Annotated in this window: 18 protein-coding genes and 1 pseudogene; 11 read left to right on the forward strand and 8 right to left on the reverse strand. The window is 54.2% G+C overall.

Annotation, left to right across the window (positions count from 1 at the left end; translation table 11 throughout):
• Nucleotides 1–18: 18 nt before the first annotated feature.
• Entirely contained in the window at nucleotides 19–654 is a 636-nt protein-coding gene (locus N6V40_RS10750; protein ID WP_131088335.1) for a pentapeptide repeat-containing protein, read from the forward strand.
• Here the strand turns inward: N6V40_RS10750 and N6V40_RS10755 are convergent.
• Nucleotides 647–1,564: a LysR family transcriptional regulator gene (locus N6V40_RS10755; RefSeq protein ID WP_262197617.1), complete on the reverse strand. Its 918-nt coding sequence runs from the start codon at nucleotides 1,562–1,564 to the stop codon at nucleotides 647–649. The genes N6V40_RS10750 and N6V40_RS10755 overlap by 8 nt on opposite strands.
• Before the next feature lie 77 nt (nucleotides 1,565–1,641).
• Between N6V40_RS10755 and N6V40_RS10760 the strand changes: the two genes are divergently transcribed.
• The 8 genes from N6V40_RS10760 to N6V40_RS10795 all read left to right on the forward strand — a co-directional run bounded on the left by N6V40_RS10760 (nucleotide 1,642) and on the right by N6V40_RS10795 (nucleotide 8,787).
• Entirely contained in the window at nucleotides 1,642–3,366 is a 1,725-nt protein-coding gene (locus tag N6V40_RS10760) for an FAD-binding protein (RefSeq protein ID WP_262197618.1), read from the forward strand.
• A gap of 320 nt (nucleotides 3,367–3,686) precedes the next feature.
• Nucleotides 3,687–3,989, forward strand: coding sequence for an urease subunit gamma (locus tag N6V40_RS10765; protein WP_262197619.1), 303 nt, complete (start codon nucleotides 3,687–3,689; stop codon nucleotides 3,987–3,989).
• A 26-nt stretch (nucleotides 3,990–4,015) separates the two neighbouring features.
• Entirely contained in the window at nucleotides 4,016–4,378 is a 363-nt protein-coding gene (locus tag N6V40_RS10770; protein WP_131088331.1) for an urease subunit beta, read from the forward strand.
• 2 nt (nucleotides 4,379–4,380) lie between these two features.
• Nucleotides 4,381–6,093, forward strand: coding sequence for an urease subunit alpha (ureC, locus tag N6V40_RS10775; protein ID WP_262197620.1), 1,713 nt, complete (start codon nucleotides 4,381–4,383; stop codon nucleotides 6,091–6,093).
• Nucleotides 6,094–6,130: 37 nt separating this feature from the next.
• The gene (gene ureE, locus N6V40_RS10780) at nucleotides 6,131–6,604 is read left to right on the forward strand and encodes an urease accessory protein UreE (protein ID WP_131088329.1); all 474 of its coding nucleotides are present in this window, start codon (nucleotides 6,131–6,133) and stop codon (nucleotides 6,602–6,604) included.
• Nucleotides 6,605–6,692: 88 nt separating this feature from the next.
• On the forward strand, nucleotides 6,693–7,280 hold the full coding sequence (locus N6V40_RS10785) for an urease accessory protein UreF (protein WP_315973674.1): 588 nt from the start codon (nucleotides 6,693–6,695) through the stop codon (nucleotides 7,278–7,280).
• A gap of 53 nt (nucleotides 7,281–7,333) precedes the next feature.
• Nucleotides 7,334–7,945: an urease accessory protein UreG gene (gene ureG, locus N6V40_RS10790; RefSeq protein WP_131088327.1), complete on the forward strand. Its 612-nt coding sequence runs from the start codon at nucleotides 7,334–7,336 to the stop codon at nucleotides 7,943–7,945.
• The gene (locus tag N6V40_RS10795) at nucleotides 7,906–8,787 is read left to right on the forward strand and encodes an urease accessory protein UreD (RefSeq protein WP_262197622.1); all 882 of its coding nucleotides are present in this window, start codon (nucleotides 7,906–7,908) and stop codon (nucleotides 8,785–8,787) included. The genes ureG and N6V40_RS10795 overlap by 40 nt, the downstream gene beginning before the upstream one ends.
• Before the next feature lie 4 nt (nucleotides 8,788–8,791).
• On the opposite strand, the gene N6V40_RS10800 is transcribed toward N6V40_RS10795, so the two are convergent.
• The 4 genes and pseudogenes from N6V40_RS10800 to N6V40_RS17695 all read right to left on the reverse strand — a co-directional run bounded on the left by N6V40_RS10800 (nucleotide 8,792) and on the right by N6V40_RS17695 (nucleotide 13,655).
• Nucleotides 8,792–9,469 (reverse strand): ABC transporter ATP-binding protein, encoded by a 678-nt coding sequence (locus tag N6V40_RS10800; RefSeq protein WP_131088326.1) that lies wholly within the window; start codon nucleotides 9,467–9,469, stop codon nucleotides 8,792–8,794.
• Entirely contained in the window at nucleotides 9,466–11,019 is a 1,554-nt protein-coding gene (locus N6V40_RS10805; RefSeq protein WP_262197624.1) for an ABC transporter permease subunit, read from the reverse strand. Before N6V40_RS10805 ends, N6V40_RS10800 begins: the two co-directional genes overlap by 4 nt.
• Nucleotides 11,012–11,992 (reverse strand): ABC transporter permease, encoded by a 981-nt coding sequence (locus N6V40_RS10810; RefSeq protein ID WP_131088324.1) that lies wholly within the window; start codon nucleotides 11,990–11,992, stop codon nucleotides 11,012–11,014. Before N6V40_RS10810 ends, N6V40_RS10805 begins: the two co-directional genes overlap by 8 nt.
• 2 nt (nucleotides 11,993–11,994) lie before the next feature.
• Nucleotides 11,995–13,655: pseudogene (locus N6V40_RS17695) on the reverse strand (ABC transporter substrate-binding protein).
• A 65-nt stretch (nucleotides 13,656–13,720) separates the two neighbouring features.
• Between N6V40_RS17695 and N6V40_RS10825 the strand changes: the two are divergent.
• Nucleotides 13,721–14,071 carry an ArsR/SmtB family transcription factor gene (locus N6V40_RS10825; protein ID WP_262197628.1) on the forward strand — a complete coding sequence of 117 codons (351 nt, stop codon included), beginning with the start codon at nucleotides 13,721–13,723 and terminating at the stop codon, nucleotides 14,069–14,071.
• Between the two features lie 112 nt (nucleotides 14,072–14,183).
• On the opposite strand, the gene N6V40_RS10830 is transcribed toward N6V40_RS10825, so the two are convergent.
• Both N6V40_RS10830 and N6V40_RS10835 read right to left on the reverse strand, forming a co-directional pair.
• Complete coding sequence (locus N6V40_RS10830; RefSeq protein ID WP_131088321.1) at nucleotides 14,184–15,866, reverse strand: ABC-F family ATP-binding cassette domain-containing protein; 1,683 nt, start codon at nucleotides 15,864–15,866, stop codon at nucleotides 14,184–14,186.
• A 50-nt stretch (nucleotides 15,867–15,916) separates the two neighbouring features.
• The gene (locus tag N6V40_RS10835; RefSeq protein WP_131088320.1) at nucleotides 15,917–16,765 is read right to left on the reverse strand and encodes a 3-hydroxyacyl-CoA dehydrogenase; all 849 of its coding nucleotides are present in this window, start codon (nucleotides 16,763–16,765) and stop codon (nucleotides 15,917–15,919) included.
• A 191-nt stretch (nucleotides 16,766–16,956) separates the two neighbouring features.
• On the opposite strand from N6V40_RS10835, the gene N6V40_RS10840 reads away from it, so the two are divergent.
• On the forward strand, nucleotides 16,957–19,275 hold the full coding sequence (locus tag N6V40_RS10840) for an esterase-like activity of phytase family protein (RefSeq protein WP_262197629.1): 2,319 nt from the start codon (nucleotides 16,957–16,959) through the stop codon (nucleotides 19,273–19,275).
• 198 nt (nucleotides 19,276–19,473) lie between these two features.
• On the opposite strand, the gene N6V40_RS10845 is transcribed toward N6V40_RS10840, so the two are convergent.
• Nucleotides 19,474–19,824, reverse strand: coding sequence for a hypothetical protein (locus N6V40_RS10845; protein ID WP_262197631.1), 351 nt, complete (start codon nucleotides 19,822–19,824; stop codon nucleotides 19,474–19,476).
• Nucleotides 19,825–19,888: the final 64 nt, after the last annotated feature.

Below are 19,888 nucleotides of genomic sequence, written 5' to 3' on the forward strand. Positions count from 1 at the left end.
TCAAAAAGAGGAGAGTTGATGCACGCGCCGAAAATCAGACCGTTTACACTGCCCCAGCTGGCGACCGGATACAGCGGTGATTTAGATGGCGGCGAGTACCTAGAACTTCTCCACTTTGACAGGCTTGTAGAACCGCTGCAGGCCCGTGAAGCGCGCCTAGAAGAATGCCTGATCAGTTCGCTGCAACTTGAACAGATCAGCAACGCTCGGTTGATCCAGTGCGAATTGAGACAGATCGACTCACCAGTCATGCAGGCCGCCGGAACGTACTTCAATGACGTACGAGTTGGATATTCACGGTTTGGATCAGCTGACTTTGCGGACGCCGAATTTGATTCCGTGGTTTTTGATAACTGCAAATTTGGTTGGTTGAATTTGCGTGGAGTGAACGCTCGCGATGTTCAGTTTCGCAATTGTCAGTTTGATGAGCTGGACCTGCAAGGAGCAAAGATTCAGCGCATGTCATTCGTGGATAGCCGCGCTGGGCAGCTGTCGAGTTCTCAGGCGACGCTTCGCGAGGTTGATTTTCAAGGATTGGATTTCGGCTTTGTTGATGGACTCGAGGGGCTCCGCGGCGCGCAGATCAGCACAATGCAACTTTCTATGCTGGCCGAACAAATGGCCTCGCACTTGGGGATCAAGCTAGCTAAGTAATTTGTTCGTGGCGCTCTGATAATTCCTTGGCGGTATCTGCAAGTAAGTCTTGCATAGCCGTTGCGGCCCTGGTCAAGGCGACATCTTTACGATGTGCCAGTCCAACGGTTCGTGACAACTGCGGCGCGCGCAACGCAATGGTGCGCAGCCCTGACGATTCAAGTGCAACGGTCGCGGGGACCACCGCAACGCCTAGCCCCTGCTTTACGAACCGCAAGACGGCATCCATTTCCCCGCCTTCAACAACGACATTTGGATGAAGGCCTGCGTCTCTATAGGTGCGCATGGTGCTAGCTCGAAGATCGTAGCTGCGCGAGAATGCGATCTGTGGAACAGGGGCTAACGCGCGTAAATCTAGTTCTTCGAGTTCCGGCAAATGCGGATTTGTCGTTGAATCAACAACCACTAGTTCTTCTTTGAATAATGCCAAGCTGTCCAAGTTACTTCCGTTGATCGAGTGCTCTGAAGTGACGATCAGGGCCAGATCCAACAGGCCGCCGTTGAGCTGATCTAGTAACTCTCGTGACCCGGCCTCCGATATCTGTAATTGCACCCCAGGGTATCGATCATGGAACGTACCGAGAGCCTGGGCCACCACTGACACACAAAGTGTTGGCGGCGCACCCAGACGCACCCGACCTCTACGTAAGCCCGCGAGGTCGGCCATCTCGCTTCGGATAGATTCTTCATCGGCAAGCATGCGCCGCGCGCGAGGAAGCAGCGCTTGGCCAGCAGAGGTGAGTGAAATGTTTCCCCTAGCACGGTGGAACAGTTCTGACCCTAGCTCCTGCTCCAACGTCGAAACTTGGCGGCTCAACGAAGGCTGAGTCAGGTGCAAAAGCTCGGCAGCGCGTGTGAAGTGCCCCACCTCGCTGATGGTGACAAAGCCTCGTAATTGCTCTAAATTCATATGCATAGCCTATCGCTATTGAAAGCATGATTATTATTCATTGGACGTATTCTCGGCAAAGGTCGAAGCTGAGAAATATGAGAACAGAAAAGCAAATATCAACTTCAGTCCTCGTCATCGGCACCGGTGGTTCAGGACTAAGAGCCGCAATCGAACTGGCCGAACTGGGCACCGACGTCCTCGCCGTGGGAAAGCGTCCAAAGAATGACGCTCACACCTCACTCGCCGCCGGCGGCATCAACGCCGCACTCGGAACCATGGATGAAGAAGACAGCTGGCAGCAACACGCTGCGGACACCATCAAGGAAAGCTACTACCTGGCGGATCCGCGGACCGTGCAGGTCGTGGCTCAAGGCGCAACCCGTGGCATCGAGGACCTTGAACGCTACGGCATGAACTTTGCACGGGAACACGACGGCCGAATTTCACAACGATTCTTCGGAGCCCACAAATTCCGTCGCACCGCGTTCGCCGGAGACTACACCGGACTAGAAATTCAACGCACACTCATCAAGCGTGCCGAACAATTGCAGATCCCGATTCTGGACTCGGTCTACGTCACCGAACTCTTGGTCGCCGACGGCGTGATTTTTGGAGCGTACGGCTTCGACGTCAACGATGGTACGGGCTACCTGATTCAAGCCGACGCAGTCATCTTGGCCGCCGGAGGACACAACCGCATCTGGCGTCGCAGTAGTTCACGGCGAGATGAAAACACCGGAGATTCCTTCCGTCTTGCCGTAGAGGCCGGCGCCCGTCTGCGCGATGCCGAGCTGGTGCAATTCCACCCCTCAGGCATTATCGAACCCGAATCCGTCGCTGGAACATTGATCTCTGAAGCAGCCCGAGGCGAGGGCGGAATCCTCACCAACGCCTTGGGCGAGCGCTTTATGAAAAGCTACGATTCCGAACGCATGGAACTGTCCACCCGCGACCGAGTTGCGTTGGCCGCCTATACGGAAATCAGCGAAGGACGCGGAACGGACAAGGGCGGTGTATGGCTTGATGTCTCTCACCTGCCACGCGAAACCATCATGTCGCGACTTCCACGGGTCTATCAGACCATGCTTGAAGAACAGATGCTCGATATCACCCGAGAAAAAATTGAGATTGCACCGACAGCCCATTATTCGATGGGAGGGGTGTGGGTTGATCCGTTGACTCATGCCAGTGAGGTTCCAGGACTGTACGCCATCGGAGAAGCCTCATCCGGACTCCACGGAGCCAACCGCCTTGGCGGCAACTCATTAATTGAGTTGCTTGTATTCGGCCGAATCGTTGGGCAGGAAGCTTCCGATTATTCACGCTCACTGTCGGTGCACCATCGGTCGCATGAAGCCATAAACAAGGCACGCAGCACTGTGGATTCGCTAGTGAACGCCGACGGTGAGGAAAACGTTCGTTCCTTGCAACGAGCAATTCGGGATGTCATGACCGAACATGCCGGGGTCGTTCGCAACGAAGAGAGCCTAAATCGCGGACTGGAGAAACTGGCGGAGATCGAAGAGAGAATGCAAAACATTGGTATTCATCCGGACATCGCTGGCTACCAAGACCTCTGTCATGCCTTTGATCTCAAGTCTTCTGTTCTAGCTGCCAGGGCAACATTGGAATCCGCCGTGGAACGCAAAGAGACACGCGGTTGTCATAACCGTAGTGATTACCCAATGACGGATCCAAGGTTGCAAGTGAATCTGGTGTGGTCGCCAGAGGGAATTGTTCGTGAAGCGATTCCTGCAGTGCCTGAAGAGATCGAAAAACTGATCACCGAAGTCTCGCAAATCGGCAAGCTGGTCGAATAGGTCTTATTGGACGCGAGAAATCGACATGCTCCTGCTCCTCGGAACGAATAAAATGGCGTAACTTGCCAGTGGCGTTCCGGGGAGCAGACTGCGTTCATTTGATAGTAATTCTCCTTCTTTGAACCGCTACTGACCTGGAAAGGCAACAGCCGTAATGAAGTCTTAACTTCATAGAAATAGACACGTGGGGGAGCCGACGCGGTCGATGGGTAAAATCAAGATTGTCTAGGGACAATGAATTTTGTCTATGAGTGTTTCGCGGCCGTTTATCGGTCAGAGTACGAAAAGCTCAGAGCAACTGTTGAATGGGGAATCTGTCGATGCATCTAACGCCGCGCGAGCACGAAAAGCTCATGATCGTTGTCGCCGCGGACCTGGCGCGCAGGCGTCAAGGACGCGGACTGAAGCTCAACTATCCAGAAGCTACGGCCATCATCACCTATGAGCTGATGGAAGGCGCCCGTGACGGTCGCACCGTGGCGGACCTGATGAGCTACGGAACCACGATCCTTCGACGTGAGGACGTGATGGAAGGAATCGCCGAAATGATGCATGACGTTCAGGTCGAAGCAACTTTTCCTGACGGCACCAAGCTCGTTACGGTCCATAGTCCCATCCGTTAGCATCGACGGTTAGAAAGGCACTGATCATGATTCCCGGAGAATACGTACTTCGCGACGAGCCGATAGCTTGCAACCAGACGCAGAAGACCCGAACGATTAATCTCGTGAACCGTGGCGACCGCCCGGTGCAAGTGGGCTCCCATTTTCACTTCGCTGAAGTCAACCCAAAGCTTGAATTTGACCGTGATTCCGCTCGCGGATTCCGCCTCGACATACCCGCCGGAACAGCGGTGAGGTTCGAACCAGGGGACGCACGCAGCGTTAGGTTAGTCGAATATTCCGGAGCACGAGAGGTTCACGGATTCCGAAATGCGGTTGGCGGTCCACTAGAGAATACCGCCGATCAGATCACAGCCAACGAAGCATCGCAGAATGAGCAGGAGCTGTAATCATGGGCTTCGAAATGACCCGCAAGCAGTACTCGGAAATGTATGGCCCAACCACCGGTGACGCAATTCGCCTGGCTGACACGGAACTGCTTCTAGAAATCGAAAAGGACTACACAACCTATGGAGAAGAAGTTGTCTTCGGTGGGGGAAAAGTCATTCGTGACGGCATGGGACAAAATGGTCGCCTAACCCGAGATCAAAACATTCCCGATACCGTGATCACCAACGTCGTGGTTCTGGATTACAGCGGTATCTACAAAGCAGACGTAGCTTTGCGCGATGGACACATCTTCAAAATCGGAAAGGCTGGCAACCCAGATATCTCTGACGGCGTCGACATCACTATTGGTGCCGCAACCGAGATCATTGCCGGTGAACACAAGATACTGACGGCCGGAGCCATCGACACCCATATTCACTTCATTTCTCCGGGTCAGGTAGAAGCGGCTTTAGCCAATGGCACCACCACTATGATCGGTGGCGGTACTGGACCAGCTGAAGGAACCAAGGCGACCAGTCTGACCCCTGGTTCGTGGAATATCGCACGGATGTTGCAGGCAGTGGAAAACCTTCCGGTCAACATCGGATTTTTGGGTAAAGGGCACGCCAGCGATACGGCACCTCTAGTCGAACAGATTCGAGCCGGAGCCATTGGGCTGAAGATCCACGAGGATTGGGGCGCAACTACATCCTCCATCGACACATCGCTGAAGGTAGCCGATGAATATGACGTTCAAGTCGCGATTCACACCGATACGTTGAACGAATGTGGCTTTGTCGAAGACACCATTGAGGCGATCGCTGGGCGCGTTATTCATACCTTCCATACCGAAGGCGCCGGAGGTGGTCATGCTCCGGACATCATTCGCATGGCTGGCCTGTCCAACGTCATCCCTGCTTCGACCAATCCCACGCTGCCGTATACAACCAATACGGTTGATGAGCACCTGGACATGCTCATGGTGTGTCACCACTTAAATCCCGATATACCCGAGGATGTCGCCTTCGCCGATTCACGCATTCGTCCTGAAACGATTGCTGCCGAGGACGTCCTGCACGACATGGGAGTATTTTCCATTACTTCCTCAGACTCGCAGGCCATGGGCCGCGTGGGCGAAGTGGTGCTACGTACCTGGCAGGTAGCGGATTCCATGAAACGCCAGCGCGGTAAATTAGCCGGGGATCCAGAGATTGGCGACAATGCGCGGCTGAAGCGCTACGTTGCCAAGTACACGATCAATCCTGCAATTGCGCAAGGAATTTCAGATTCCATCGGTAGCGTTGAAGAAGGAAAGTTCGCTGACCTGGTGCTGTGGGATCCTGCGTTTTTCGGTGTGAAACCAGACCTGGTGATCAAGGGTGGCATGGTCGTGCAATCGATTATGGGCGATTCAAATGCTTCGATTCCAACCCCACAGCCGCGCACGCTCCGCCCTAGCTTTGGTGCTATGGGTTCGGCAGTTCATTCCAGCTCCATCACCTTCATGTCCCAGGCGGCCATTGATGACGGGGTCCCGGAGCAGTTGGGACTTCGCAAGATCATTCGACCTTGCCACGGCATCCGCAACCTCACCAAGGCTGATCTGAAGCACAACGGGCAGACCCCAGAGATCAAGGTTGATGCTCAAACCTATGAGGTTTTTGTTGATGGTGAACTGGCCACCTGCGAACCGTCCAAGGAACTGCCGATGACTCAACGGTATTTCCTGTTCTAGCAGAGCTATCGCATGAAAGTTTTTGAGAAGGAGCACAATGATTATTGAAAAACTCGTGGGAAACATCCATGAGGAATCCGCCGATCTGCTTGCCGACAGGCATCACGAGAAGGTGGTTCTGCCCAGTGCGGATCTGGTCAAACGAATCCAACGGGTTAGCACTGACCATGGGCGAGAACTAGGGCTTCGGCTAGCGCCGGGACCGGATTTGAAAGACGGTGATATCTTGATGATTTCAGATTCCGAGCTCATCACCATTTCTGTCTTGCCTACAGACGTTTTGGTTATCGCTCCACAATCAATCTACGAGATGGCTTTCATCGCTCATTCACTGGGCAATCGTCACCTGCAGGCACAATTCTTCGATATTGAATCGGAGTACACGGCTGAGGTGATGGTGGTGCAATACGACCATACTGTTGAGGACTTCTTGAAGCATCACCACGCTCCATACGAACGTCAGGAACGTGTTATGCCTGTTCCTTTCCGACATGCAGAACACACCCACTAGCTCTGGGCATCTGCTGACCTTATTGCAGCTTTCGGATTCTGCTCTTCCCACGGGCGCCTTCAGTCACTCGTTTGGAATGGAATCCTATTTGGAATCAGGTCAGGTTCAGGATGAACATAGTTTTGCCCTGTGGCTTCGGCAGTTTCTAGCGCAATCGTTGGCCTATACAGATGGCTTGCTACTTCGCTTTGCTTTCGAAGCTGAAGATAAGGAACGCATTATTGCGCTGGACTCAATGATCCATGCTTCGACACTGCCTAAGCAGCTACGTCTGGCGGCTCAAAAAATGGGTGGGCGGATGTTGGCCGTATCCTTGGCAGGATTTGAGGTGCCTGAGCTGCGAAGCTATGAACAAGCGATACGTTCGGGGCGGTGCGTAGGGCATCCGGCCATCGCTTTTGCGTTGGCCGCTCGCGGAGCCGGAGCACCGCTGGCGGATGCGCTGAGCAGCTACTTGTTTTCGACAGCGATAAGCCTGACACAGAACGCAATTCGTGCCATTCCGCTGGGGCAAGATGCCGGGCAACGGGTGATCCGCTCGATGCACGAAGCCGTTGGTGAAACAGTTACCAAAATCTTCACCCTGGATGACCAAGATTTGGGTGTGGCCGCACCGGGACTCGAGATCGCACAGATGCGACATGAGCACCAGCGCGCACGCATGTTCATGTCTTAAAACATCTGCCAAAGACCGTTGACGCGGTCCGAACTAATTTGAGGAACACACTTATGGAACCGATTCGTATTGGTATCGGAGGCCCCGTGGGCGCCGGAAAGACCCAACTAATTGAACGCATCACCCGTGCACTTGACGGGGAGATCTCGATGGCGGCGATCACCAACGACATCTACACCATCGAGGACGCAAAAATTCTGGCAGCCAACGGAGTGCTGCCGTTGGACCGAATTGTTGGGATTGAAACTGGCGGTTGCCCACACACCGCTATCCGTGAAGACACTTCGATGAACGAAGCGGCCATTGAAGACCTGAAAGCAAAGCATGAGGACTTGCAGGTCATCTTCGTTGAGTCTGGTGGCGATAACCTTTCAGCCACGTTCTCGCCAGAGTTGGTTGATTTTTCTATTTACATCATCGACGTGGCCCAGGGGGAGAAGATTCCCCGCAAGGCAGGCCAGGGCATGATCAAGTCGGATCTTTTCATCATTAATAAGACAGACTTGGCCCCTTACGTTGGAGCAGACTTGTCGATTATGGAATCTGATTCCAAGCAATTTCGAGGCCACAAGCCGTTCTGCTTCACTAATCTGAAGACGGATGACGGACTCGAAGAGGTCATCACTTGGCTCAAGCGCGACGTTTTGATGACGGATCTTGCCTAGTGGACCAGTCTCGACTCACCGGTGAACTGGCGCTGCGTATTGAGCGCAGGGCGGGTAAGGACGTCGCCACCAGCCAGTTTCATCAAGGTGCCCTGCGGGTTTTGCGACCCCACTATCTCGATAGCACCCCGCAGGTCTGCTACACCGTAGTTAATCCCGGAGGCGGGTATCTTGGCGCCGATACGTACGGCGTTGACGTGCAGGTTGCGGCTTCGGCCAGCCTTCTATTAACTACGCAGTCTGCAACAAAGATCTACCGCACGCCACAGGGCGAAGCGCTCTCACGTATGAGCGTTGAGCTAGAGCAAGACGCAGTCCTAGAGTATTTGCCCGATCAGCTCATCGCTTATCAAGATGCAAGTTATCGGCAAGAAACCGTCGTGAAGATGGACAGCTCCAGTTCACTGGTCATCTTCGAAGTAATTACGCCTGGCTGGAGCCCTGACGGACAGTTATTTCGTTATGATCGAATCCGTTTGCGCACTGAAATTCATGTGGACGGTGAGCTGGCAGTACTCGACAATCTATTGGTAGAACCGGGAGCCCAAGCCGTAGAGTCGCTCCTGTATTTGCAGGAGTACACCCATGTGGGAATGCTTCTGGCGGTGGATTCACGGATCGATTCTCAGATGGTTGAATCCTTGAGAGACGTTGCCTACGAGGTTGCTGAGAAACAAAGTGAGCCCGTGCATGTTGGGGTTTCCGAGACTGCTACCTCAGGGCTGTCGGTACGAACCTTGGGCACATCAACTGAAGGTGCCACCGCAGTGTTGATGAGTATCGTCAACGAGTTGCGTCAGCGTTTGCGCGGTCAGGCAGCTGTACAACTGCGTAAGTACTGAGTCCTTATCGTCGTTGTAATTGATCTAGGGCCAGAACCTCATCGCAGGTATTGGCAAGTGAACTAAGGTCATGCGACGCGATGATGACTGCGGCACCCCTCGACGCTCGGGCACGCAGGACCTCAAAAACGGCACCTGTCGTTTTTGGGTCTAAGGCGGACGTCGGCTCATCACAGAGCAACACCTTTGGATCTAAACTGATCGCTCGTGCCAGCAGTGCTCTTTGCAACTGACCATCCGAGACTTCCGCCGGACGCCGTTCCAAAAGGGTTTCGGGTAGTTGGGCCTCGGCACAAAGTTGGAGTATATGGTCTCGATAGCGCTTTTGATTAGGTCTCGACCGGCCGTCCCGGAAAGACAAAGGTGTACAGATCGTTTCGGCCAAGCTCAGGCGAGGATCTGCATAATTCCTAGGATTTTGGGGGAGCAAACCGATGTTCTGGCGCAGTCTTGCAGGGATTTTCGATTTGTTGGTTCCTGCCGAGACCACCGTTCCGCTGATCACAACGTTTCCCGAGTCCGGCAAGTGCAGTAGAGAGGCCACGGACAGCATTGTCGTTTTGCCCGCCCCAGAAGGCGCCGTAATTCCAACGACTTCTCCGGCGGCCACAGTCAGTGACGCTGACGATAAGATCATTTGTCCGCCACGACTTACAGTTACCTTTTCAAGAGTCAGGCTCAACGCTTTGCTCCTACACTGTCGGCCTGGATGGTGACGAGTTGCCCGTGATCCATCACGTGCACAACATCAGCCATGTTTTCGGCCAGATCATGGTCGTGGGTAACGATGAGGACGATCGCGCCCCGTTGAGCTGCGCCGCGCAGAATGTCAGCCACAATCGTTCGGGTCGTGTTATCCAGTGCGCTGGTTGGTTCATCGAGCAAGATGCATTTCGGCTCTGAGACCAGTCCGAGAGCCAGAACCGCACGTTGAGCCTGTCCACCGGATAGTTGGTGCGGATACAGATCTAGTAGGTGTGGCTCTAATCCGAATCCTTGCCAGTACCCAATGAGGTCAGGATTGCTGGTTGGGCGTAACTGCTGACGGAAAGTTCGTTTGAGCGCCGAACGCAGCGTACGTACTGGATTGAGGGCGGTGGCCGCCGAGCCGGGAATGAATACCAGTTCTTTACCGAGGAGCTTTCCTTCGGCGGCATTTTTGTCCGATTTTCCGTGGAAGGTCAGCCTGGAACTAGCCTCCAAATTTTCGGGAAGTAGTCCTGCGATGGCTCGCAAGAACACGGTTTTTCCGGCCCCTGATTCTCCGGTGAGCGCATGGATAGTTCCGGGGGAGGCACAGAGCGAAGCCGAATGCACTAGATGACTTGTTCCGGCTGTAACCGACGCCGTGATTTGTAGCCCGGGCGCGGATATCTGCTTTTGGAATTGCCCGGATGATTCGTTTGATAATGCCGCCGGTGCCTTGTGGCGAGCACCCTGTTTTGGTTCGTGGAGATGATGCGATCCGGTCGTGGCCGTCCAACTGGCCAGGATCAACGCTATGGACGGGAATACGAGCAGCCACCACGCGCCGGAGAGAATCCCGCTGCGGGCGTCTTCGAGTAGCAGCCCCAATGAAGCTGACTGTGCAGGTAGCCCCACGCCGAGAAACGACAATGCGGACTCATGCCACATGGCGTGCGGTATCTGAAGGGCGAAAGCGATTGTGGCCTGCGGTAGCACGGCCGGGATGAGGTGAGTTCGCCACAAGGCTAGTGGCCGTGCACCTGTTGACAGACTCAGCTGCACAAATCCACGTTCGCGCTCCGAGAGGAGCTTGGCACGCAGTAGCCTGGCGGTTTGAGTCCAATGGGTGAGTGCAATGGACAGCACAATGGCCCAGATCTGCCCTGGCCACAAGGCCAAAATGACTACGGAAAGTAAAAGGTGCGGAATCGCATTGAGTACATCAATGAGCCGCGTGATGATTCGGTCGGCCCATTTACCGGAGGTGACCGCCACTACCGCAGCAAGAATCCCCAAAAGCGTCGAGAAAACTGCAGCGCCGATGGCCATCACCAGCGAGACGCGCAATGCAGCGGCTGTGCGGGACCAGAGGTCGCGTCCAAGTTGGTCTGTACCAAACCAATGACTGGGGCTTGGGGGCTGATACACCGAGGCGAGATTCACTGTATTTACCGCTGCGGGATTCAGTGCCGGAACCAACAGCGCGTATGTCAGCAGCGCAGCCCCAATGATTGCTACAAACCAGGAGTAACTGGACTTAGTCATTGTTCACCCGGGCATCCGCTAGTAGGTATGCGGCATCGGCTAGGGCATTGCCTGCAAAGACCGCCAGTGCAGAACAAGCAGTGACCGCTGCCAGCAGAGCGAAGTCTCCTGCTATGGCTGAACCAACAACTGCTGAGGCGATACCTGGCCAGGAAAAGATGGTTTCAATTAGTAGGGCGCCAGTGATCAATTCGCCTAGACGAGCACCAATGACCGTAATAAAAGGAAGTAGCGCTTGGGGCAAGGCTTCGGCAAGTAACACCTGTTTTGCACCTCGACCGCGGGCAGCCAAGACCGAATCAGAATCCACTGCTTCCAGCAGCGAAGTGCGCAAGTTTAAAAGCAGCCAGGGCAACAAGCTAATGGCCAGAATGACTGCCGGCAGGAATAAGTGCGACAGTATCGATGCGGGCGTCGGGGTCATGCCTGCTGCCGCTACACCTGAGGTGGGCCAGCCTAGCGGCAAAGCAAATACGGCGATGGCTACCAGCGCCAGAACAAATACTGGAACCGACTGCGCCAGCTGCCCGATGGCCTGAACCAAACGATCAATTAGTTGGTTGCGATAACAAGCGGCTGCCAAAGCCAAAATCAGGGATAAGAGGATTGCTAGGATCAGGCCGGTGCCGGTAAGAAGCAACGTGTAAGGAATGCGTTCAAGTAGCACCTGGCCTACCGGCCGAGAGGCCGTGATGGAAATGCCAAAGTCACCGCGGATCGCATGCGTGATCCAGTGAGTCCAGACTTGAAGCCAAGGCTTGTTGAATCCTAGTTCGTCTCGAAGCTGTTCACGCAGTTCGGGGTCGGTATGCGCATAGCTGGAGCCAAGGTAAGTTGCCAAAGGATTAAACGGTGCAATGCTTGCTAGCGCGAAGACCACGGCGGTTAGCCCGGCTGTGACCGGAAGGGCTACGAGCAGGCGTCGCAGAACCAGCTTGCCAGCTAGAGCCCACCGACTTGAATGAGTCGTCATCGTCATTTTTTGCTCCACGCGCCGATTTTGGCCCAAGGTCCCCATGCGGTGCCGTGCTCATGCGGTTCAAGAAGTGTGCCGGTGGTGTTCCACGTATTGTGGACGTCGCTGCGCTGTACATAGCTGTGATCAATGAAAGCGATCAGGAGCATTGAAGGATCTTTAACGTAAAGATCCTGAACGTCTTTGTACGCTGTAGCGCGGGTTTTTGGATCAGTGCTGGTACGTCCTTGATGAAGCGCCTGATCCATTTTTGCATTTGAGAAGTGAGTCGGATTGTCGTAGTACGCTCCGGCCTCGGGATAGCTGGAGTGCAGCATTTTGTAGAGCTGCGTATCTACGTCGTATGGAGTGTCTCCGCCGCCGAGCATGATTGAATCTGTACTCACGCGTGGTTCAGCCTGGTCAAAGGTCGCTGGCTGGACTGAAATCTTGATGCCAAACTTTTCGAGTTGGGAAGCCAGCGCCAAAGATAGGTCTCTGCGTAATGTGTCGCCAGGATTGTAGAGCAAGGTGAATTCGGCCCGTTGCCCATTTTTGGTCCGTATGCCATCTTTGTTCGAGACCCAGCCGGCATCATCTAGTAGTTCTTCGGCTCGCCGCGGGTCACGGGTGAAGACTGCCTTGGAATTGTAGAACTGCCCATATTCCGGTGGCACAAAGGTGTAGGCAGGGCGGCCTGCCCCCGCCAATACACCGGAGATCATTTCTTCCCTGTTGATCGCCAGGTTCAGGGCTAGGCGAACCTTCGGATCCTTGGTAAACGGGTGATCGGCCGGGAGCGAGATGCCGCGCCAGTCAGCGCTGGAGGCAGTAACGACTTCGTATCCTTCACGTTGGGCAAAGCTGGCTGCGAGGCGAGGAGGTAAAACGGTGCCAGTGAAATCGGAACTAGCCATCGCTTGAGTTCGAGCGTTGTCGTCTTCCGACTGAGTGTAAGAAACTTTTGAACGTCCGGCGGTCCGTCACGGTAATTCTTATTGGCGCTCAAGGTGAGTGACGAGCTGTCGAAATGATCGAGCACATAGGGACCGGTGCCTACTGGCGATCGGTTCAGTGAAGACTCACTGATTGGTGTACCTTCATGGATCAGTTCAGAAGGGGCAATACCGACGAGCAAGGAAGTCTTAAACGAGACTTGCGGTTCATGGAGGGTGAAGCGCACACCGTCTTTGCCATGGGTTTTGACCGATGCAAGATTTTCCAGCGTGCTCGCTAGGGGAGAGGCAGTGCGTGGGTCTTTGATTGCCTGATAACTAGCGACGACGTCGGCTGGATCCAGCGTTGTCCCATCGCTGAAGTTGATGCCATTTCGTAGCGTAATATCCCAAGTTAATCCGTCGGCGGAAATCTTAGGATCTTTCTGGGCCAAGAGCGGAACGATTTGCGGCAGCGTGTCAGATTCGCCCTCTAGAGTGAATAAGGATTCGTTGATTTTTCCCACGCCATTGTTATCAAAACCTGCCAGTGGATTCAGTGAGTCCGGTAGTGCTGGAGTGAGCAAATTTACCGTTGGTTTCACCGATGCATCAGAAGTAATTGCTTGGCAGCCGGTGCATGCAATTACGATGGGAAGCAGAATCGCTACGGCGCGGGACACGGGCTTGCGCACGGGCACAGGTCCTTTCCAAGCAAAAGGGTGTTTGATGATCTCAGAATACATGTGTTCAGCTGGACAGATGTCTGTGTTACTCGGAGTCGTAGCGCCCTTTGAAACGATGGTGAACCGTGGCTGAAGAAGAATTAGAAAGAATTGGCTCTGACGCGCTCGCGAAGGTGCATCAGACGATTCCGGAATGGATCGAAGTTTTTTCTTTATGTGCCGACGAAACGCGTATCAGGATACTTATCGCCATGCACGCAGCGCCGGGTTCGTCGGTTAGCCAGCTAGCCGAGGCGACGCAACTTTCGGCCAACACGGTCACCCAGGCACTGGCTACTTTGCACCGCGCTGAAGTGGTGCAGGCGCAACGTGACGGCAAATACCGTAGGTGGCAGCTGATTCATCCCGGAATCCATCAACTCTTACATCAGCTTGAAGCGCCGCATTCGAAATTGCATCCCGAACATCAGGTTTAGCGTCTTTCAGCAACATGCCGGTAAGCGCGTGAATGAAGACAGCCGGTGAGCTTAGTTGATTTCGTCTTTGCGAAAGCAACCAAACTCACCGGCTGTTTTATGTCTGTGGTTCTTAACGTTTGCGTACTACACGCTGTTCATCCCACACTGGTTCAGCAGACTCATACACATTTCCGTCTGAGCCAAAGACCAAGAATCGATCAAAGCCGCGGGCAAACCAGCGGTCGTGCGTGACAGCAAGAACGGTTCCTTCAAAAGCGTTAATGGCCCGTTCCAAAGCTTCACCCGAATGCAGGTCGAGGTTATCGGTTGGCTCATCAAGAAGCAGCAGTGTGGCACCAGAAAGTTGCAATAACAAGATCTGGAATCGAGCCTGCTGGCCACCGGAGAGAGACTCAAATTTCTGTTCCGATTGACCGGCCAACCCGTACCCGTCCAACGCGCCGGATGCGGCTTCGCGTGCCATGCCTGAGCGGTGTTCGTCGCCTCGGTGCAAGATTTCCAGAAGGGTCCTACCAAAAAGATCTGGTCGCGTGTGCGTCTGGGCAAAGTACCCCGGGCGGATTCGAGCCCCGAGCTTGACCGTACCTTCATGCTGAACCTCGGCAATCACCACATCTGAGACGGGAAGATGCTCACGTTCTGGATCACTGCCACCGGTGGCTAGTAAGCGCAGGAAATGGGACTTACCTGATCCGTTGGAACCTAGAACGCCGACTCGGTCACCGAACCAAATTTCTGTTGAGAAAGCCTTCATTAGACCGGAGAGTTCAAGCTTTTCGGCTACTACGGCACGTTTTGCGGTTCGCCCGCCCTTCAGGCGCATCTGCACGTTTTGTTCCAGGGGGATTGCCTGTGGAGGGCCAGCTTCTAGGAACTTCTCCAAACGAGTGGTTGCCGCATGGTAGCGGTTGGCCATGTCCGAGCGGAAGGCGGCTTTGGTCTTATACATATTGACCAGTTCCTTGAGCTTGGCATGCTCTTCATCCCAGCGTTTGCGTAGTTCCTCAAACCGCTCGTTGCGCTCTTGGCGTGCCTGAATGTAGCTGCCGAAGGCACCGCCATGAATCCAAGCGGTAGCTCCGCCATGGCCTGGCTCAAGTGTGACGATACGGGTGGCAGCGTTATTCAGTAGCTCGCGGTCGTGGCTAATAAAAAGTACCGTCTTTGGCGAGTTGAGCATCTTCTCTTCAAGCCAGCGTTTACCCGGAACATCAAGATAGTTATCTGGCTCGTCCAGCAGAAGCAGTTCGTCGTTACCTTCAAAGAGCGCTTCGAGAACCAAACGCTTTTGCTCGCCGCCCGAAAGTGTGCGGGCGAGCCTACTGGAAGCGGCATCAAATTCCACACCAAGGGCTGCCATGCAGACCTTGTCCCATGTGGTTTCTAGCTCGTAACCACCGGCGTCGCCCCATTCAATAATGGCTTCGGCGTAACGCATGTGGACTTTTTCGTCCTCGCTGGTGAGCATCAGCGTTTCGTATTTTGCGACTTTCTGTGCGGCCTGAGCAAGTGCTGGGGCGGCGGTGGAAAGCAACAATTCTTTGACGGTTGTTTCATCCCGGACTTGGCCAACAAACTGGCGCATGATGCCCAGCGTTCCGGTGCGGTTGATGGTTCCTTCATCGGCTTTGAGGTCACCGGCAATGATCTTAAATAAGGTCGTCTTGCCGGTACCGTTGGGGCCAATCAGTGCGGTCTTGGTGCCAGCTGAGACCTTGAAGGTGACGCCGCCCAGCAATTGGGTGCCGTCGGAGAGGAAGTATTGGATGTCAGTAACGTCGATATGAGCCACCAAGCCATCCTATCCGAGCGGTTGCACCCATTAGTGCTCAGGGTCGCGGACTACTTGTTGTACTTGTAGAATCCTTCGCCGGTTGCGACGCCGAGCTTGCCGTGATCGATGTATTCGCTTTTGAGTAGAGCGGCGAATTTCTTGCTGGTCTCGTCGCCGTTGCTGGAGATGTGATAGGCGGTGTTTAGCCCGACGATGTCATAGATTTCAAACGGTCCATAGGGTGCACCGGTTCCTAGCTTCCAGGTGGTGTCGATGGTGGCAGCGTCAGCCACTTCGTTGACTAACAGGTGGCTCGCCGATTCCAAGAATGGAACAAGCATCGAGTTGAGGACGTAGCCTGGCTGCTCCTTCAGAACTCGAATGGCTACCAAGCCGGTGCGTTCGGCAAAATCTACGACTGCCTCGTAGGCTTCCTTGCTTGTCTGGGCGGTGCCCATGACTTCACCGGTGTTGTTCTTCCAGATGTTGTTCGCATAATGCAGTGCCAAGAATTGTTCTGGTCGTCCGGTGAAGGGGGCGATGTCGGACGGCAATAGTGTGGAGGAATTGGTAACAAAGATCGTCTCCGGGCGTGCGGCTTCCGCGAGCTTGCTGTAGGTCTGTTCTTTGACTGCCAAGCTTTCTGGTACCGCCTCTATGACTAGATCTGCGTGCTTCACTGCTTCGTCTAGATCGGTGGTCAGTTTGATTGAGTCACGGGCGGCCTGGGCCTTGTGCTGATCGCCAAAGAAGTTGGCATATTCCAGGACCAGTGCGTCCAGACGTCCTGCGGCAACGCGAAGTGCCTCCTCGTTGATGTCGAAGCCGACAGTTGGCAGTCCGTGGTAGGCGGTCTGGAAAAGGATCTGTGAGCCGAGGACGCCGGTTCCTAGGACGGTGGTATTGGTTAGTTGCATGATGGATCTCCTTGAAAATTGAACTTTCAATCAAAGTTTGCGCTTTTAGTTGAAAGCATGCAACTAAATGTGAGGAGCGGAACCATTCGACTTGAACAGTCTGGTTTACCGTTGCTTTTCGTTCACCAGCATTTGGTTCTGTACTGAGAATCTTGGGAGGAAAAGTCTGGAAATACTCAAGGGAGAAACGCGTGTCTCGCGCTGCAACAAAGAGTTTTGGATTGATGGCAGCAGTTTTACTGGCATCGGCCATCGCACCACCGGTAATGGCGGACAACGCCGAGTACTTCGAACGGGTCGCTACCTATCCTGTTTATCAAAACCATCCTGATGGAGCCCAAGCGACAACGGCAGCGGAAATTTCGACGGTCTCTTCCGACGGAAACACACTGATCTACTCAGATGCACTCTCTGGCAGCATCGGCTTCCTTGATATTAGAGACCCCTCCAGCCCTCGAGGACTTGGCCTGCTCGGTTTGCATGAATTAGGAAGCGCCGAAGACGAGCCCACGAGTGTTGCCGCCTACGGTCAATACGTGCTTGTGGTCGTCAATAGCTCCGCTAGCTATGGTGATCCCTCTGGACGAGTAGACGTAGTTCGAATTTCTGACCGCAAATTGGTACACAGTATCAAACTGTCCGGCCAACCTGACTCCATAGCAATTTCTAAAGATGGAGCTTATGCAGGCATTGCCATTGAGAATGAACGTGATGAGGAATTAGGCGAGGGCGGTCTACCGCAAGCGCCAGCTGGGGCAGTTGCCATCATTGACTTCAAAGATAAAAACCCTGAGTCGTGGCGGCTTCGAGAGGTACCCCTCACCTCCGGAACACGCTCCGATCCTAAGCTCCTGCCACTACTGGCCAAGGCAGGGCTGGATACTCCAGAAGATCCGGAGCCAGAATACGTCAGTATCAACACCAAAAATCAGTTGGCGGTAACCCTCCAAGAAAATAACGGAGTTGTGCTCATCGACTTGCGCACAGCAAAACTCAAGCGGGCATTTAGCACCGGCACCGTTGATCTTGAAGGCATCGACACAAAGGACGATGGGCAACTGGATGTCAACGGATCACTGGACGCCGTGCCTCGTGAACCAGATGCGATTGCATGGCTTCAAGACCGATATCTAGCCACCGCCAATGAAGGCGATTGGAAGGGTGGAAGCCGAGGTTTCACGATCTTTGATTCACGCACCGGGAAAATCGTCTGGGACGCCGGTAATTCGCTAGAACAACTCGCGCTGTCTCAAGGTCTGTTCCCAGAAGGCCGGGCTGATAAAAAAGGTACGGAGCCTGAGGGTCTGGCCATCGCTAACTACAACGGGGTGGACTACGGCTTTGTAGCAACAGAGCGAGCTAACTTCGTGGCCGTTTATGACTTGTCTGATCCAAAATCGCCGCGTTATGTGCAGACGCTACCTACTACCAATGGCCCCGAAGGTCTCTTGCCAATCCCAGGACGAAATTTGTTGGCCGTGGCCTCCGAAACGGATGAAGATCAAGTCCGCTCGGCAGTGAGCCTGTATTCCTTTGGCGCGGATCAGCCACAATTCCCGCAGCTGGAATCAAATACAAAATCGTTGGTTCCATTCGGCGCCTTGAGCGGTCTGAGCTCTGATCCAAAAGATCCAAATAAGCTCTATGCGGTCAGTGACAACGCCTACGCGTCACGGATCTACTCCATCACCACAGGCAATCCCGCCACTGTCGATAGCTCGATTCCCGTGACCGGTGCAAGTACCGACTTAGACCTCGAAGGAATAGCAGCGCGTGAAGAAGGTGGGTTCTGGGCCGCAAACGAGGGATCGACGGGCAAGAACAACAAGCTGGTGAAGATTGACGAAACCGGTAAGGTGCAGCAGGAAGTTGCGCTGCCCTCAGAGGTTGTGGGCTCCTTGCAGAAACAGGGCCTTGAAGGTGTGAGCGTTCGTGGCACCGGTAAGGACGAAGAAGTTGTATTCACCCTTCAGCGAGAAGTTCCAGGTGAATCATTTGTGCGTATCGGCACGTACAAACCCAGCACGGGAGATTTCAGCTGGTTTGGATACAAACTGGATCCCGCGGTTGAGGGAACGTGGAATGGCCTCTCGGAAATTACCGCGTTACCTGATGGGTCTTATGCTGTCATCGAACGCGATAACCAGCCAGGACCTGCGGCCAAGCACAAAGCGATCTACCAGTTCGAGGGGCCGCTGGCCCAGCAGGGTGACTCAGGCGAGTCGGTACCAATGGTGCACAAGAAACTCGCTGTTGATGTATTGCCGGTGCTTGAACAATCTCACGGGTGGACCCACGAGAAGCTGGAGGGACTGGCGGTAGCCGGTGACCAGGTTTACGTAGTGACCGACAATGATGCTGTGGATGAGGCTACCGGCGAAATAGTCTTTGCCAAGCTGGGGGCAGTAGCGAACGTATTTGATCTGCAGGATTCGCCATTACCTGATGCAGCGAGCCAAGGACCGATCTCTGAGAAACCTGGCCGCGCACAACTGGTGCCACTGGCCTAGGCACAGCCACGAGTAAAGGAAGTCAGAACTGGCGCCGATAGCTTGTGGCTGATTCCTGTGAGTCTGGTGGTTGCGGTTCTAGGAGCTGCAGCTGCAGTCAAATCAGCACGAGAGCGCCGAACGAAATAGCTGTCAGCTCCAGGTACTGGGCATGAATTAGGGCGTGGCATCCATGGATGCCACGCCCTAAAAATATGCTTATTTCTTCTTCTGAACCTGGGAAACGACCACAGCAGCAACGGCTGCGATTACCAAGGAAATAAGAAGGAACTTGCCGCCCTTATTGGACTTCTCCTTCGGAGTCAAGTTCTTCTGAGCCGACTGTACGGCGCTCTGAACCGAAGTTCGAGCACGCTTAGCAGCCTTGGAGTTACCACCGACGTTGTCGATCAAGTTGGAGCCAGCCTTGCTGATTGCTTCAACATTGACACCGGAAACAGCCTCATTCCAGCCGCCACGGATTTCCTTTGGCAGTTCTTCTTTGGCAGCCTTGGCGAGTTTCGCCAATGACTTCTCAACTTCTTTAAAGCTCTTAGCAGTCTTCGACATGTTTTCCTCTCTGGTGGACCTTTAGGTCTCATTCACTAGCCTAGCCAGCTAGCCGTTAGCTCTC

Source organism: Glutamicibacter sp. M10, from assembly GCF_025452055.1.
Classification (GTDB): domain Bacteria; phylum Actinomycetota; class Actinomycetes; order Actinomycetales; family Micrococcaceae; genus Glutamicibacter.